Consider the following 14,882-nt stretch of genomic DNA (forward strand, 5'->3'; position numbering starts at 1 on the left):
GTGTAGAAAAAAGATTAACCTGCATACTCTCCCTTTTCGTACATTGTCTCAGCAATATTTCGATTGCGGTGAATAGATTGAGAGAAAGAATGCGACGTCAAAGAGGCATAAATTTGCTGACGGATTGCTTGTTCGTCCTCCAACAGCTCCTGTTCCAACTGCCTCACAATGAGAAATGTCTGATTCACTGCTTCTTCCAGGACTGTATCCCGTAATTGTTTTTTCAATGCTTTATTTTGAGTACTCTTTTCTGTACGCAGGACAACTGATTCTGAAGCGTATAAATGAATGGCCAAATCTGACAGTTTCATAAGGACTTCCTGTTGTGATTCAAGATCATTGCCGTATTTTCTTCGGGCAAATTCAGCCATGACAAGATAAAGTGCTCTCAAATCTTCGACTAACTCCTCTGTCGTGTTTGTAGATTCTTTTACTAACTGGCCAAAAGCACTTTTGACCGCTTCTTCATACGGAAGCAAACCCTTCATGGATTTCTTTAAGAACTCTCCAGTCAATAGAAGACGATTCACTTCGTTTGTCCCTTCGAAAATCCGGTTAATCCGGGAATCACGGTAAATCTGTTCAATTGGATATTCACTGATAAACCCGACACCGCCATGCAGCTGTACACCCTCATCTGCCAGATAGTCCAGCGTTTCAGAACCGTACACTTTACATATGGCACATTCCATCGCATATTCAGACATACCTGTTCTGACCAGACAGGCATCCTCTTTCTGATCCAATCCTGCAAGCGATTCCTCCAATAAATAAGAAGTTCGATATTGAATGGATTCTGCCGCATAGAGACGAGCAGCCATCTTGGCTATCTTTTCTTTGGTTGCACCAAAATCTGCTAATGTCTGATGAAATTGCTTTCGTTCCCTGACATGTCTGATGGTTTGCTTAAACGCGTATTTAGCTCCGCCTGTACATGCAGAACCCAGATTAAATCTACCTAAATTCAACACCGTAAAGGCAACAATATGCCCTTTTCCTATTTCGCCGATGACATTGTCAACAGGAACCTCACAATCTTCAAAAATAACAGAACGAGTCGAAGACCCTCTGATTCCCATCTTTTTCTCTTCAGGCCCAAGAGATAACCCTGGAAAGTCCTTTTCAACGACAAACGCTGTGAAGTGTTCACCGTCCACTTTGGCATAAACGATAAATGTATCTGAAAACTGTGCATTTGTGATATAGATTTTCGTTCCATTTAATAAATAATGTGTTTTTGCGCCATTTAATACAGCCGTTGTTCTTGCTGCCATCGCATCAGATCCTGCTTCAGGTTCTGTTAAGCAATAAGCACCGATATATTCACCGCTTGCAAGCTTTGGCAGATACTTTTCCTTTTGTGCTTGCGTTCCGTAATACGTAATCGGAAATGTCGCGATACATGTATGATTGGAATGTGCAACACTGTATCCTCCTGCATTACCAAGGGCTTCTCCAACAATTCCTTTACTGATTTTATCCAAGCCCAGACCGCCGTATTTCTTGGGGATGCTGTGGGCAAGCAACCCAAGATCGCCAGCCTTCTTCAGCAATTCCACTACGACATCGAATTCTTGCTGTTCTTCTATTTCTTTATTCCGGGGATGAACTTCTTTCGTGATAAATTGTTGAGCCGTACGCTGGATCATTTTGTGCTCTTCCGTTAAATCCTCCGGAAAAAAGGTGTCCTCTAAGTCTGTTTGCTTTATTAAAAATGAACCACCGGCGACCCCGGTCTTCATGTTATCCATATCGATTTCCTCTCTTTCCAAAATCAAAATCAGTAGATATATTATTTATGAGTGAAATGTGCTTTCCTCTTTTCGATAAAAGCTGCCACTCCTTCTTTCGCATCTTCTGTCTGGAATACTTCTTCAAACAGTGTTGCTTCTCTTTCGATGCCTTCTGATAAACTCCTCTCCAACCCTTCGTCAACTGCTTTTTTAACCCGTGACAGTGATTGCAACGATTTTCCGGCAATTTTGCCTGCTAATTCCATTGCTGTATTTAATCCTTCACTGTGGAAACAACTTTATTGACGAGGCCGATTTTCTCCGCTTCGCTTGATGAGACAGGCTCTCCTGTAAACATCATTTCTTTCGCCTTGGCACTTCCGACAAGACGTGGCAATCGTTGTGTTCCTCCCCCGCCTGGAAAAATGCCGAGATTAACTTCAGGAAGCCCTATTTGTGTATGCTCCTCCGCTATACGAATATCGAATGCAAGCGCAAGTTCACAGCCTCCTCCAAGTGTCAAACCGTCCAACACAATGATGGTTGGTTTTGTCATGTCTTCCAGGCTGCCCAAGACATCATGCATTGCCATCACATCTTCACGCATATTGGGATTGTCTATCATGTTCGGAAATTCTTTGATGTCCGCTCCAGCAATAAACACCTTGTCTCCCGGCGTCGTCAACACAACACAGACAATATCATCATCTTTTTCCAACGCTGTCACTGTCTCTTTTAATTTCTTCTGCACTTGCTGACTCAATACGTTCATTGGTGGATTATCAATGATTACAATTGCAATGCCGTCAGCTGATTTATATGAAACGAGTGCTGTCATCTTACTCAGCCCCTTTCGTATAGTCATACCAGCCCTTGCCTGTCTTCCGTCCAAGATGACCGGTCTTCATCAATTCTTCCAGTGATTTTGTCGGTTTATCTTTTGGATTTCCTGTTTCTTCATAAAGCTGCATATTGGCATAGTAACCAACATCTATTCCGGAAAGATCCATTAATTCGAATGGGCCAAGCGGATGACTTAATGCTTTCTTTGTTATAATGTCGATATCTTTGTAATCGGCATAGCCGTTCTCATAAAGAAACAATGCTTCATTGGACAGCGCAAATAATAAACGGTTCGCAATGAATCCATAAATTTCTTTATCCAGCAATACACCTGTACGGCCGATTTGTTCACAGAAGTCCATTGCTGTTTGTGCTGTTTCTTCAGATGTTTGCTCACTTTTAACGACTTCCACGCAGTCCATGACAAGCGGCGGGAAGAAAAAGTGCATGTTCAACACCTTGTCAGGCCTTGATGTGACATCCGCAATTTTGGAATTGACAATTGTCGAGCTGTTTGTTGCCAATATGGTGTGGGCAGGTGCCGCAGCGTCTAATTCTTTAAATACGTTTCGTTTTACATCGAGTTTTTCCACCACTGCTTCAATAACTAAATCAGCATCTTTGACAGCTGTGTTCAGATCCGTTGTAAAATGAAGTTTCGCGAACGCTTCGTCCTTTTCTTTTTCGCTTACTTTTCCTTGTTTCATCCATTTATTCATTCGTTTTGTTAATGTTTCCTTCGCTTTATGCAGCGACTTCTCTTCAATATCCTGGAGGTAAGTCTCAAATCCTCCAAGTGCACACAGCATTGATATCTGATGTCCCATAGATCCCGCGCCAATAACGGCTGTTTGTTTTATATTTTTGACCATTTCCATCATCCTAACCGGTTGGTATGTTTATAAAGAAATGAAGGCAAATTGCCCCGTATATCACAAACAAATCAGTCTATAAATTTTCTTCTCTAACTTTTCTCCGTAATATTTTTCCTACGTTTGTTTTCGGAAGATCTTCTCTGAATTCAATGACATGTGGCGCTTTATAGGCTGCCATATTATCCCTGCAATAAGTGATCAGTTCTTCTTCTGTAAAAGTCTTTCCTTCTTTCAATACGGCAACTGCTTTTACCGTCTCTCCCCGGTAAGAATCAGGAATTCCAACTACCACCGCTTCCTGAATTGCTGGATGCTGATAAATAATTTCTTCCACATCACGTGGATATATGTTATAGCCGCTCGCAATAATCAGATCTTTTTTTCGGTCGACGATATACACATAGCCCTCTTCATCAATGGAGGCAATATCACCTGTATAAAGCCACCCATTTCGAAGGGTTTGAGCCGTTTCTTCCGGCATGTTCCAATATCCTTTCATCACTTGCGGTCCCCTGATGATCAATTCCCCTGTTTCACCTGTTGGCAGTTCTTTCGTTCCTTCTTCCAGATCCACTACTTTGTATTCTGTAGATGGAATACCAATCCCAACACTGCCAGGTTTTCGAGTTGAAAATGGCGGATTACAATGTGTGATGGGGGAGCTTTCAGAAAGCCCATATCCTTCCACGATTGTTGCACCGGTCTTTTTCTCGAAATTCCTCAATAACTCCACAGGCATTGGGGCACTGCCGGAATTACAGAGACGAATACTGTCCAGGCCGTACTTTTCTGCTTTTGGATGGGTTGTGATGGCGATATACATTGTCGGCACTCCCGGGAATGCAGAGGGCTTTAAATCTTTGATTGTCTGCAGTACCTCATCGATGTCAAATTTAGGCAGCATAATACTCATAGCTCCTGTATATATAGAGAGATTCATGCAAGCAGTCTCATTCCAAAGACATGAAACAGTGGGATGACAGTAAGATAACGATCCTTTCCAAGTGTGATTTTATCCTGCAAATATTCATATGTCTGAATGACATTTGCCAGAATATTGGAATGGGTCAGCATGGCTCCTTTGGAACGTCCTGTCGTTCCACCGGTGTATTGTAAAACAGCCACATCTTCGAATGGATCGACCTCCACAGGTTCAGGTGACTTTTTCGCTTTCTTTATAAACTGGATAAAGCCAACAGCCTCATCAGTATCTGTCTCGTTTCCTTCCAAATTCACTTTGATGATTTTTTTGATGGATGTATTCTTCATCACTTGGTTTAAAACAGGAAGCAATGGTTCATAAATAACGAGAGTATCTACAGCCGAGTCAGTCAATATATGCTGCAACCCTTTGCCAACAAGCATCGGATTAATTTGCACAACGATTCCTCCAGCCTGCAATACACCATAATAACTAATGACGTATTGTGGGCAATTTGGAAGCATCAACCCGACACGCCCACCCTTTTTCAATCCTTCTGATTGCAATGCAGATGCAAAGGCAGCTACTTGTTGTCCTAGTTCCTGATAAGTGAATTCCTTCCCGTAAAATGAAATAGCTTTGTGATTTGCGTAAGTTGCAATATTGTCCTGAAACATAGCTGATACCGATTTATCAGGTATTTCCACCTCTTGTTTAATATTTTCAGCGTATTGCTTCAACCACACTTTATTAATTATATTTCCCTCCCCATAAATTATATTGAAGTCGCTTACATTTATACCTGTTACTTTTTGTTTAATACTGCACTAGATAACGGATATAAAGAATTTATTTTTATCGTTAGGATCTTATTAAAAAGAGTAATGTACAAAAACCTACTGGTCAGTATGTTCAGAATTATTAAATATCATTATATGATATTACTCAAATAATTGCAAGCTACCTTTAAAGGGACAGTTATATTTTTATATGATGTTGGAACTGTCCCTCCTGTTTTTTGATTTTTATTTACTCAAAAAGCTATCACGTAAAGTAATCAATCTTCGCTTCCGGAAAAAAGTGATGGATATAACCGCCGATGGTTTCTTTGATATCTTTTTGTTCTTCATCTTGATACACATACTTATAAATATCGTCACGGCCCCATTTGGTTTTTCGCTTCGATTCATCGAGTTCCAGCTTTATCATTGAATAGTTTTCCTGAATCACTCTTTTTGCAGGCTTCGTAAAACGGTGCTGAATCATTTCGAAGGTTAAATCTTTCCTTGCAAATGCAGGCAAGGATGCTTCCAATTTTTCAAACATTTCATAATAGTCCTCTTTCCATCCATCATGAATGTAGACCGGGGCAACGATAAAACCGAGTGGGTACCCTGCCTCGACGACTTTTACAGATGCTTCAATCCGTTCATGAAGCCTACCTGTGTCCGGCTCAAAGCACTTAATTATATAATCATCGTTAATACTGAAACGAAAACGGGTCTTTCCTTGATAATCTGCACCCAACAGATGATCTACATGTGGAAACTTTGTCACGAATCTCAATTTACCGTGTTCAGAGTTACCAAAAAACTCAATCGCCTACTTTAAATGATCAACACCAACAATATCGAATGTACAAGACGCTTCGAATCGTGTACTTGGCGGTGCGCGCTCAGCCATATAGTCCTGCGCCGCTTCAAATATCTCATCTAGGTGAAAAGAGGAAGTATAAGAATCCCAGAAAAAATTTATTGAATGAGTATCTTTCGAAAGTACCAATTACAGATATCACTCACTATATGTATCAAAATTTGCTTATTGATTTGGATAAACGTGGTTACGCAAGAACAACTATTAGTGGAGTTAATACTTGTGCGAATATGATTTTCAAGTATGCTAAACGAAATAAATTAATAAAGGAAAATCCTCGTGAAGATGTCATTATCCCTAAAAAAAAGTATCGATAAAAGACTTAGAAGAAAACAAAAACAGCATTAAGTATTCTTATTTTGAAAGCGAGGAATTAGATAAATTCTTAAATGCTGTTTTGACTGTTGGTTTGGATTTAGATAAAGAGTGGTTTTTCACATTAGCCTTTTCTGGGATGCGTCCTGGTGAACTAGTTGCTCTGAAAAAATCCGATTTAGATTTTAACAAAAACACAATAAGAATTAGTAAAACTCTTTACAGTGAAAAAAATAATATGAAAGAATATATGCCTGATACAACCAAAACAAACAGATCAAGAATCATTGATATGGATGAATCTATTATGAAAATGTTAAAACAATTAGTGAGATCAAATGACCGTCATAAAATGAAATATCGAACTGGGATTGAAGACTTTCATGATGAGGATTTTATTTTCCAACGGAGTAATGGGTATGTATTTCGCAAGTGAAAAGTGAACCACTTCGCAATTAAATGTTGAACCACCCGGGAGTGTAATATTAACTGTGTAAGTAAGAATGCGTACGGTTCTTACTCACACAGTTTTTTATTTGGTAGAATAAAATAATAGATTAAAGGAGTGATTTTCGTGGTAAAGCCAAAAAGAAATCCTAACTCCGAAGAATTAGCCAAAAAGATTATTGAAGAGTATCAGCCAGAATCAGTTGAAGATATGCAAAATGCACTGAAAGAGATATTTGGATCGATGTTTGAATCCATGCTCAAGGGTGAAATGAATACGCATTTGGGGTATCAGTCCAACGATAAAAAAGAAAAAACAACCGGAAACAGAAGGATGTAACCGTCAAGTATAATTGAACACTTTTTGCTCATTAATTTTGAACACTTTTCGCTTGAAATACTGATTCTCTATATTTAATACGATGGCTTTCGCCATTCAGATGAATGACTTCTGAGCGATGCAATAATCGGTCTAATATGGCTGTCGTAATGCCTTGGTTTCCGAGTAATTCACCCCAATCCTCAGGTCCTTTGTTGGAAGTTAATAAGATAGAACTTCGTTCGTACAGGTGATTAATCAGATGAAAGAATAGATTAGCCTCGTGCTGATCCATTGCCATATACATCAAATCATCAATAATAACCAAATCAGCTTTTCTAAGACGATTCAATTGTATTTGGGCCTTTCTTAAGTATTCTTCAGTTTTTAGAAAGGGAATTAATTCCCCCATGGGTACAAACGACACACGAAGCCCATTTTGTATAGCTTCTAAGCCTAGGCCAATGGCAAGATGGGTTTTCCCTACACCGGGAGGACCTAAGAATACTAGGTTAAAAGTTTGCTCTAGCCACGTAAGCTCTTGAAGCTGTTTAAGCTGTTTAGAACTCAATGAGCGTTGTTCATGAAGATCAAATTCATCTAAACTTTTCTGGTAAGGAAACTTTGCCCATTTAAGATGTTTTTCTATCATTTTCTTTTCTCTATTGTTTTCTTCATGACTTAATAGTTCATGAAGAAACTCTTGATAAGTCCAAGAATGAGCCTCGGATTAACCCCCAAATTTTGGACACATTTTCTCTTAAACTAGCTTTTTCTTAGAATTACTTACTTTTTCATCAGGCTTATGATAGTTCAGAAAGCTATGCACTTAATGGCGACTTGTTATTTGGTATTGGGGAAGTTGTTGGTGCCGGTGAACGTCATAAAGACGTAAATCACGTCAAACATGCAATGGAAAAACTAAATGTGAAGGAGGAACAATATAAGTGGTATTTGCATATGAAAAATCATCATCCTATCAAAACATCAGGTTTCGGTATGGGAGTAGAAAGATTTATTTTATGGCTAATTAAACACAGTGATATAAGGGATTGTCAGGTCATCCCTAGATTTAATGGAATCCAAATGACTCCTTAACGTAAGACCACAATAGTTTATTCAAATAAAAGGGAGGTGAGTACATTTTGCGTATATTACTTGTTGAACAAGGTGATCCTAAAATACGCAGGTATGTTGTTGATAAGTTAATCTGCAACAATTACCGTTTAACTCTCATAAATGAACTTAATGCTGTATGGGATAAGCAAAAGTTTGATAAAGTTATTTTAACCAGGTTATCTAACTGGCCCTATATAATGGAAAATGTGATTAAAGAACATGAAACTGAAAAATTTGAGGGTGTATTATGTTTTAATGAAGGAAGTATTCCTTTGGCAAATAAAATAGCAAAGTTATTAAATTTACCCTTAATTTCCAAGTATAGTGGGGATTCTTTTCGTTTTAAGGACCGAATGCGCGTAGCGTTTGAGTCCTATGGGGTTATAAGTCCGGATTATAAAATTTTAAATTCTAGAAAAGAAATGTATGCACTAAAAGATTGGGAGTATCCATTAGTTCTTAAACCCTCGGCGTTAATGGGGAGTTTAGGGGTAGTTAAAGTTAATTCATATGAGGAGCTACCTAAAAAAATTAATTATCCACTATGTGCGGATTTTGAGCTAAATTTCGATGGAGAAATCTATCTCTTAGTGAAATGTACAGTCTTCCAAGTACAGTATTAGCTGAAGAATATATTGATGGGAAAGAATATAGTGTTGAAGGATTTGTTTTTCAAGAAGAATTCTATCCAATAGGTATTACCAAAAAATTTATAGAAAAGGGACCTTTTTTTAATGAAAAAGGTCATATTTTTCCAGATACTTCGATTTCGAAAGAGATACGTGACGTTATTTACCAGGAACTTATTAAAGCACATAAGGCTTTAGGTCTTCAAAATTGCTTTACTCATAGTGAAATAAGGTTAAACAATAATATTCCCTATGTTATTGAATTGGGGGCAAGACTTGGAGGTGACTATATTCCCCGATTAGTAGATGAAGTTTTAAAGGTAGATACCTCAGATATAGCTATAAGATGTGCAACCGATAGATTTGCAAAACAAGATCGAGACAACCAAAAAATAGATTATTCCAATTACAATGGAAACTATGCTTCCATATATTTTATAAGCTGTCCAAAAGAAATGTCAGGAAAAAAGTTTTATGAAATACAAGTTGAAGAAACTGACTTTGACATTGTTGAACTTAGCTCATACATAGAAAAGGGAGAGAGAATTTATACCAAAGATAATAATCGAATAGGTCATATTATCCTTAAAACAGAATCTTTCGAAGAGACTTACCAACTAATGAATGACATGCATAAGTATATAAATATAATAACACAGGACTGATGTACAACAAACTCCCTTTAAGTACAGTAACATATATTACTAGTTTCCTTATATATGGTGGAGGAAGGTACACTGACTTGAATTTTCCTGGCATTTCTCTCCAGTTTTATAGAGTCATACAACTCATTTATAAAAGCTATAAAAAAAGAAAGGTAGTTCTTATGAGTCAAAATATTAATTATCCTAAGCCTTTAAAACAAGGAGACAAGATTGCTATAACTGCTCCATCATCTGGTGTTAAGAAAGATTTTCATCCATTAGTCAGCCTAGCTAAAAAAAATCTTGAACAATTGGGTTTTTTTGTGGAAATAGGTAATACAGTATGGAATGGTGAAAACATTACTAGTTGTAAAAAAGAAATACGTGCACAGGAACTGACGAAATTTTTATTAGATGATAATATAAATGCTATAATCCCACCATGGGGAGGGGAATTATTAATGGAAGTACTCCCTTTATTGGATTGGAAAAAAATTAGAAGAAGTGAACCTAAGTGGATTCTTGGATACTCCGATATTAGCACTCTTAACTTTGCATATACATTATTAACGGGAAATGCAACTGCTCATGGTACAAATTTTATTGATTTGTCATCTGAAAGTTGGGACCCTGTAACAGCTTCTTGGATAAAGGTGTTAAATACCTCATATAGAGAAACAGTAGTGCAAAAATCATCTAGAAAATACCAAAGCTCTTGGGATAATGCGTTTCAAAATAAAGATGGATTTTTTTTAGATAAGCCCACTGAGTGGAAAGTATTTAAAGGAGAAAAGGCTACAATGTCAGGGCATCTTCTTGGTGGCTGTCAAAATACTCTAACTAATTTGATAGGAACTCCGTTTGCTCCTGTGGAAAAATTTATTTATAATTATCTAACTGAGGGTGTTATATGGTATTTTGAATCAATTGGATGGGATGCAGCAGAAATATATCGATCCCTTTGGCAAATGAAACAAAATAACTGGTTTAAAAATACAAATGGTATTTTGTTAGGGAGACCGTCTAATTATAGTTCTATAAAAGAATTTGATATGGAAGGTATTATTGAAGAAGTATTTGGTGATTTAAATATTCCTGTAATTTATGATGTGGATATCGGACATAAGCCACCCCAGCTTACTCTAGTTAACGGAGTTTGGGGAGAAGTAAGCTCAATTAAAGGAAAAGGAATGGTTACAATGACATTTCAATAATTATATTTTTTATTAAATATTTTCCTTAAAATTTGAAAAAGTTCCTGCCAACTTATCCCTTGTTATTATCATGAGAAATTAGATAAATACCCCTTTCATTGAGGGTATCATAGTATATGAATATAGTATTAATACAAAACCTACAAAAGTTTAAAAAATAAGACACAATGTTCATTATCTAAGTCATTGTGTCTATTAAGTTCGCATAAAGCAAACGAAGACATTACTAAACTGATTTTTACTTAAGCGGGGCCAACGCTTATCCCCATTATATTCTAGTATAAAATCTAGTAAAATAATTTACTTTTTATAGTACCCTCTTTTTTTATTCTGTCCGTTAAAGCTGCTCTAAGTTTTATCTGTGTTTTTTTCCATGAAACCTCTGTAAATGTTTTGAATTTATCACCACCACTTGCCAAGAATTCAGTAGTTCCTACCGTATAAGACTCATCAAGCTTTAATGGTTTACCATCTAGTAAACGGACATCTTTATCTTTTATTGTGTATTCTTTTTCAGTAAATGAACTTAATTTTACCCGAAGTCCAGATATCTGTAACATACCTTTCTCAAGCGTTACGCTTTGACTAAGTATTTCGAGGATCTGTCTCCCGGTTAATTTTGAACATACGAGGAAACTGTTAAATGGACAAATTCGATAAATGTCGCCAACCGTTATATCTCCTGAATAAATATCGCCAAAAATTCCATAGGGATTATAAAATCCAATTTGAGCTGAGGTATTTTTACATATTGTATTACTAATCCAACTTCCTAACTCAAATTGTTGATCTGGCTTAACAAATAGGTCTTTATCTGTTCTCCCAATGACCTTTGAGAACTTTTTATTTAACCCTTTATCGTATTGTTGAACCATGTTTTGTATCTTCTGATCAGGATTTAAATTATTAAATCTTCTATTTAAGTCAATTAATTTCACTTCTTTATTTATAATTTGATTAGCTTTTCGATTAAAGCAAATCCTAATATGCCCTATCATAGAACCGCGGGGAGATGTAAGAACAATAGGTATATCGTTTCTTAGCGTAGCATAGGGTATAAAGCTATGACCACCGATCGCAACATCGATGTCTTCAGTTGAGTCAACTAGATCAATCAACTCCCCTGCTGGTTTTCCCCCATTAAAATATACTGGCAAATGCCCCAAAAGAATGATAATATCTGCACCATCTTCTTTTACCTTAGGTATTAATTCTTTTACTACTTTAATAGGTTGCCTAAAAACGTATTCTTTCACATTTGAAGATGCTGTCGTGTATGGTGTTTCAACAGTAGATAAACCTATGATCCCTATGGAAACTCCCTTTTTCTTTACAATAACATAAGGTTTTGCCCACTCGACTTTCTCACCATGATTATAAAAAAGGTTCGCACTTAAAACATTAAAATTTGCTGTATTTAATGTTTTAAGCAATCTGTCTGTTCCCCAATCAAATTCGTGATTCCCAATTGCCATTGCATCATACTCATTCTCATTCATCATTTCAACTACAGGTTTCCCATAATAAAAATTAGATAGAGGTGTTCCCATAAAAGCATCCCCAGCATCAAGAACAACTGAACCAGTAGAATTTCTTGCTTTTAATTGTTTCATGCACATTGTAAATTTAGCTGCACCTATACAATTATCTTCTTTTAATGCTCCCAAAAAATCTGTGTTACAAAAGATATCTAATTGTACAGTCTGTAAGTATCTATTTGTAGACATTGAAATCATCCTTTTAGTTTGGATATTCTTAACATAACTACTTTTCGTTTAAGGGTTGATTCCTAGTAAGGGGCTATCATCTAAAGGGAGTGATCCACCATCCATGAAAGCCTTATTACACTTTTTATAATTGTAACAAAAAACACTATATAATTGGAAGATTCTTTCTAATTCTGTAATTATTTTTTAAATGTATAAACATATGGTTATTTGTAAGCGTAGAATAGAATAGCTGTATTCGATATCTCATCTTCAACTCTTGCACCCGTTAGTTGAAGTACATTTCTTCACAATATGAATTAATCTTAACACAGAATTTTCTAAGGATATTGCAAGGTTCGGTTATCATTGTTGAAAAACACTTGTATAACCCAGGAAATTAGCAAGTGTTTTATAATTTATCCTAACAAGAAGTGATTTATATAGAACTTGTACACTAAGGTAACTTTATTTTTAATAGTCTTTACTACATTCTTCCATATCCTATTTCATGAATATCATTAAAGTAGAACGCCCCAAACTTTCTCCAAAGAGAGTCCTGAATAACTTAATAAATTTTATGTTTTTTTCACCACCTGATTCATCTAGCAAGAGTTATAATTCCAATAACTTTTTCATACTTAACATTTTCTGTGGTAACTTACTTTCCAAATAACCTTCGTTGCTATCATTAACAACCGTTAGAGATTTTATATGGCCGTAATTACCGGTTAGTTCACGTTGAACATGTAATTGGTTTTCATGGGTGATGATAACGACCTCTCCCGTACGTGACAATATGATTGAATCCCCGCTTTTATGGCGCCATTAATTACTCACTTTTTCCACTAGAAATGCTAGTAAATATTTCACTACCTGATCATCTAGTTGAATTTTTCCTTCAGCAACGAGCCGTAACACAGCAAATGCCGTTAATGATTTGGAACCAGAAGCGATTCTCATGAGTGACTTTCTGTTACGGCTTCCCCCTTGGAATCATGACCATACCCTTTTTCATACACTATATTCCCATCCTTTACGACTACAATAGTTGCGCCAGACAGTCCGTTTCGTTCCAAATAACTCGTAACAAATTCATCGACCTCTGCTGTATCGAACGCTTTTGCAGCATGAGCTGATAAAGGCCGGCTCCATATACTCAATAAAATAATTGTCATTAGAAAAACAATACGTTGTTTCCTACACATATGCTATACTCCATTCTTGCCTCTAAGTTTATTTATTGACTATTCGCCATTCCCAAACAATAGACAATTGTCCATCATTTAGTTGCCCGATAATCTTCCCGTTCATTTTTTCCATAAAGCTCTTCACAATCGACAAACCTAATCCTGTACTATTGCCTAATCGAGATTGATCTGCCATATAAAATCGATCAAACATCCGATTAACATCTTTTCAGTTAATGAATGCGTATCATTTCTTACAGTTAGTCTGGCCTTTGAATCCTTTTCCTCAAGACTTATGATTATATTTCCATCTGAGTGGGTAATCGCATTGAAAATTAAATTTTCTATGACCCTTGTTACGGCTGAATCATCTGAGATGATAATGACATCATGCTCTGGCATATGAATAATGGGCTCCATACTTTTCGTTAAAACGATCATAAAAATTTATTAAAACATCGATTGTTACATATATGACTTGATATTAAGACGGTAAGCCCTCTTTCACGGTTTAATTTTTTTATTAACTCTCTTAATTCAACAATTCCCATTGGATCCAGGCCATTTGTAGGCTCATCAAGAATTAAGAATTCTGGATCACTAATTAATGCGATTCCAAGTCCAAGTCTTTGCTTCATTCCCAGTGAAAAATTTTTCACTTTTTTCTTTTCCGTATCCTTAAGCCCTACAAGTTCTATTGTGTTTTTGATACAGTCCTTACCGGGAATACCTTTTTGTAATCGATGAACTTCCAAATTTTCATATGCACTCATATTTGAAAAAAATGCTGGATTCTCGATAATCGCTCCCATTCTTTTTTGTACCTCAGTTATCATATTTGGATTATCATTACCAAACAGATCTATTGATCCTCCTGTTGGAAAGGCAAGCCCCGTTACTAAACGTAGCATTGTTGATTTACCAGCACCATTTTGACCAATTAATCCATATATTTCGCCTTTTTTTACTGTAATATTGATATTCTCAATAGCGAAATCATTTCTATATTTTTTTGAAAGTTTATTGGTTCTTAAAATATATTTACTCATCTGGTTTACCTCCTTATTCGCTCTACATTTAGTATAAGATGTAAATCATAAAAAACTAAATAGGTTCCTTAAGAAAACCTTAAGATTACAAAAAGACCCATTCCACTTCATGATTCTTTAGCATTGGTGTCACATAAGCCCCTAAATGAACTTAGACACTAAGAGTTAATTATAATATACTATTTAGTGTCAAGGAGGCTAACATCATGAAACGAACAAAATAT

12 protein-coding genes and 7 pseudogenes are annotated in these 14,882 nt (G+C 36.4%); 7 read left to right on the top strand and 12 right to left on the bottom strand.

The genetic code is table 11. The features are described from left to right. Nucleotides 1-14 precede the first annotated feature (14 nt). The 5 genes and pseudogenes from J2Z81_RS13090 to J2Z81_RS13110 all read right to left on the bottom strand — a co-directional run. Nucleotides 15-1,751: an acyl-CoA dehydrogenase family protein gene (locus J2Z81_RS13090; protein ID WP_029270286.1), complete on the bottom strand. Its 1,737-nt coding sequence runs from the start codon at nt 1,749-1,751 to the stop codon at nt 15-17. Nucleotides 1,752-1,792: 41 nt separating this feature from the next. After that, nucleotides 1,793-2,571: pseudogene (locus J2Z81_RS13095) on the bottom strand (enoyl-CoA hydratase/isomerase family protein). Between the two features lies 1 nt (nt 2,572). Beyond that, on the bottom strand, nt 2,573-3,454 hold the full coding sequence (locus tag J2Z81_RS13100) for a 3-hydroxyacyl-CoA dehydrogenase family protein (RefSeq protein ID WP_226371534.1): 882 nt from the start codon (nt 3,452-3,454) through the stop codon (nt 2,573-2,575). A 70-nt stretch (nt 3,455-3,524) separates the two neighbouring features. Continuing rightward, nucleotides 3,525-5,131, bottom strand: a pseudogene (locus J2Z81_RS13105) (long-chain-fatty-acid--CoA ligase). 286 nt (nt 5,132-5,417) lie between these two features. Continuing rightward, nucleotides 5,418-6,092 (bottom strand): annotated as a pseudogene (locus J2Z81_RS13110) (spore photoproduct lyase family protein); the annotation flags it as partial. On the opposite strand from J2Z81_RS13110, the gene J2Z81_RS15885 reads away from it, so the two are divergent. From J2Z81_RS15885 to J2Z81_RS13125, 3 genes and pseudogenes are all read left to right on the top strand, one after another. Then, nucleotides 6,008-6,343 carry a phage integrase SAM-like domain-containing protein gene (locus tag J2Z81_RS15885; protein WP_226981367.1) on the top strand — a complete coding sequence of 112 codons (336 nt, stop codon included), beginning with the start codon at nt 6,008-6,010 and terminating at the stop codon, nt 6,341-6,343. The pseudogene J2Z81_RS13110 and the gene J2Z81_RS15885 overlap by 85 nt on opposite strands. 26 nt (nt 6,344-6,369) lie before the next feature. Beyond that, nucleotides 6,370-6,777, top strand: a complete 408-nt coding sequence (locus tag J2Z81_RS13120) for a tyrosine-type recombinase/integrase (protein WP_226374421.1) — start codon at nt 6,370-6,372, stop codon at nt 6,775-6,777. Between the two features lie 138 nt (nt 6,778-6,915). After that, nucleotides 6,916-7,122: pseudogene (locus J2Z81_RS13125) on the top strand (IS256 family transposase); the annotation flags it as partial. A gap of 37 nt (nt 7,123-7,159) precedes the next feature. On the opposite strand, the pseudogene istB reads toward J2Z81_RS13125, so the two are convergent. Continuing rightward, nucleotides 7,160-7,837 (bottom strand): annotated as a pseudogene (gene istB, locus J2Z81_RS13130) (IS21-like element helper ATPase IstB); the annotation flags it as partial. Between the two features lie 98 nt (nt 7,838-7,935). On the opposite strand from istB, the pseudogene J2Z81_RS13135 reads away from it, so the two are divergent. The 4 genes and pseudogenes from J2Z81_RS13135 to J2Z81_RS13150 form a co-directional block, all read left to right on the top strand. Continuing rightward, nucleotides 7,936-8,205, top strand: a pseudogene (locus J2Z81_RS13135) (amino acid--tRNA ligase-related protein); the annotation flags it as partial. Nucleotides 8,206-8,252: 47 nt separating this feature from the next. Beyond that, nucleotides 8,253-8,849, top strand: a complete 597-nt coding sequence (locus J2Z81_RS13140) for a hypothetical protein (protein ID WP_226371537.1) — start codon at nt 8,253-8,255, stop codon at nt 8,847-8,849. Then, nucleotides 8,822-9,520 carry an ATP-grasp domain-containing protein gene (locus J2Z81_RS13145; RefSeq protein WP_226371538.1) on the top strand — a complete coding sequence of 233 codons (699 nt, stop codon included), beginning with the start codon at nt 8,822-8,824 and terminating at the stop codon, nt 9,518-9,520. Before J2Z81_RS13140 ends, J2Z81_RS13145 begins: the two co-directional genes overlap by 28 nt. A 161-nt stretch (nt 9,521-9,681) precedes the next feature. Then, the gene (locus J2Z81_RS13150) at nt 9,682-10,713 is read left to right on the top strand and encodes a S66 family peptidase (protein ID WP_226371539.1); all 1,032 of its coding nucleotides are present in this window, start codon (nt 9,682-9,684) and stop codon (nt 10,711-10,713) included. A 287-nt stretch (nt 10,714-11,000) separates the two neighbouring features. Here J2Z81_RS13150 and J2Z81_RS13155 read toward each other — a convergent pair whose 3' ends face one another. The 6 genes and pseudogenes from J2Z81_RS13155 to J2Z81_RS13175 form a co-directional block, all read right to left on the bottom strand. Next, nucleotides 11,001-12,440 (bottom strand): bifunctional metallophosphatase/5'-nucleotidase, encoded by a 1,440-nt coding sequence (locus tag J2Z81_RS13155; protein ID WP_226371540.1) that lies wholly within the window; start codon nt 12,438-12,440, stop codon nt 11,001-11,003. A 594-nt stretch (nt 12,441-13,034) separates the two neighbouring features. Beyond that, the gene (locus J2Z81_RS13160) at nt 13,035-13,217 is read right to left on the bottom strand and encodes a hypothetical protein (protein ID WP_156947722.1); all 183 of its coding nucleotides are present in this window, start codon (nt 13,215-13,217) and stop codon (nt 13,035-13,037) included. A gap of 30 nt (nt 13,218-13,247) precedes the next feature. Further along, the gene (locus tag J2Z81_RS15890; RefSeq protein WP_226374388.1) at nt 13,248-13,382 is read right to left on the bottom strand and encodes a serine hydrolase; all 135 of its coding nucleotides are present in this window, start codon (nt 13,380-13,382) and stop codon (nt 13,248-13,250) included. Continuing rightward, the gene (locus tag J2Z81_RS15895) at nt 13,379-13,627 is read right to left on the bottom strand and encodes a hypothetical protein (protein ID WP_226981368.1); all 249 of its coding nucleotides are present in this window, start codon (nt 13,625-13,627) and stop codon (nt 13,379-13,381) included. The genes J2Z81_RS15890 and J2Z81_RS15895 overlap by 4 nt, the downstream gene beginning before the upstream one ends. A 28-nt stretch (nt 13,628-13,655) precedes the next feature. Further along, a complete protein-coding gene (locus J2Z81_RS15900; protein ID WP_226374390.1) occupies nt 13,656-13,823 on the bottom strand; it encodes a sensor histidine kinase in 168 nt (55 codons plus the stop codon). A gap of 256 nt (nt 13,824-14,079) precedes the next feature. Continuing rightward, nucleotides 14,080-14,658, bottom strand: a pseudogene (locus tag J2Z81_RS13175) (ABC transporter ATP-binding protein); the annotation flags it as partial. Nucleotides 14,659-14,882 lie beyond the last annotated feature (224 nt).

The organism is Virgibacillus alimentarius (assembly GCF_017874635.1).
Taxonomy (GTDB): Bacteria; Bacillota; Bacilli; order Bacillales; family Amphibacillaceae; genus Virgibacillus_B; species Virgibacillus_B alimentarius.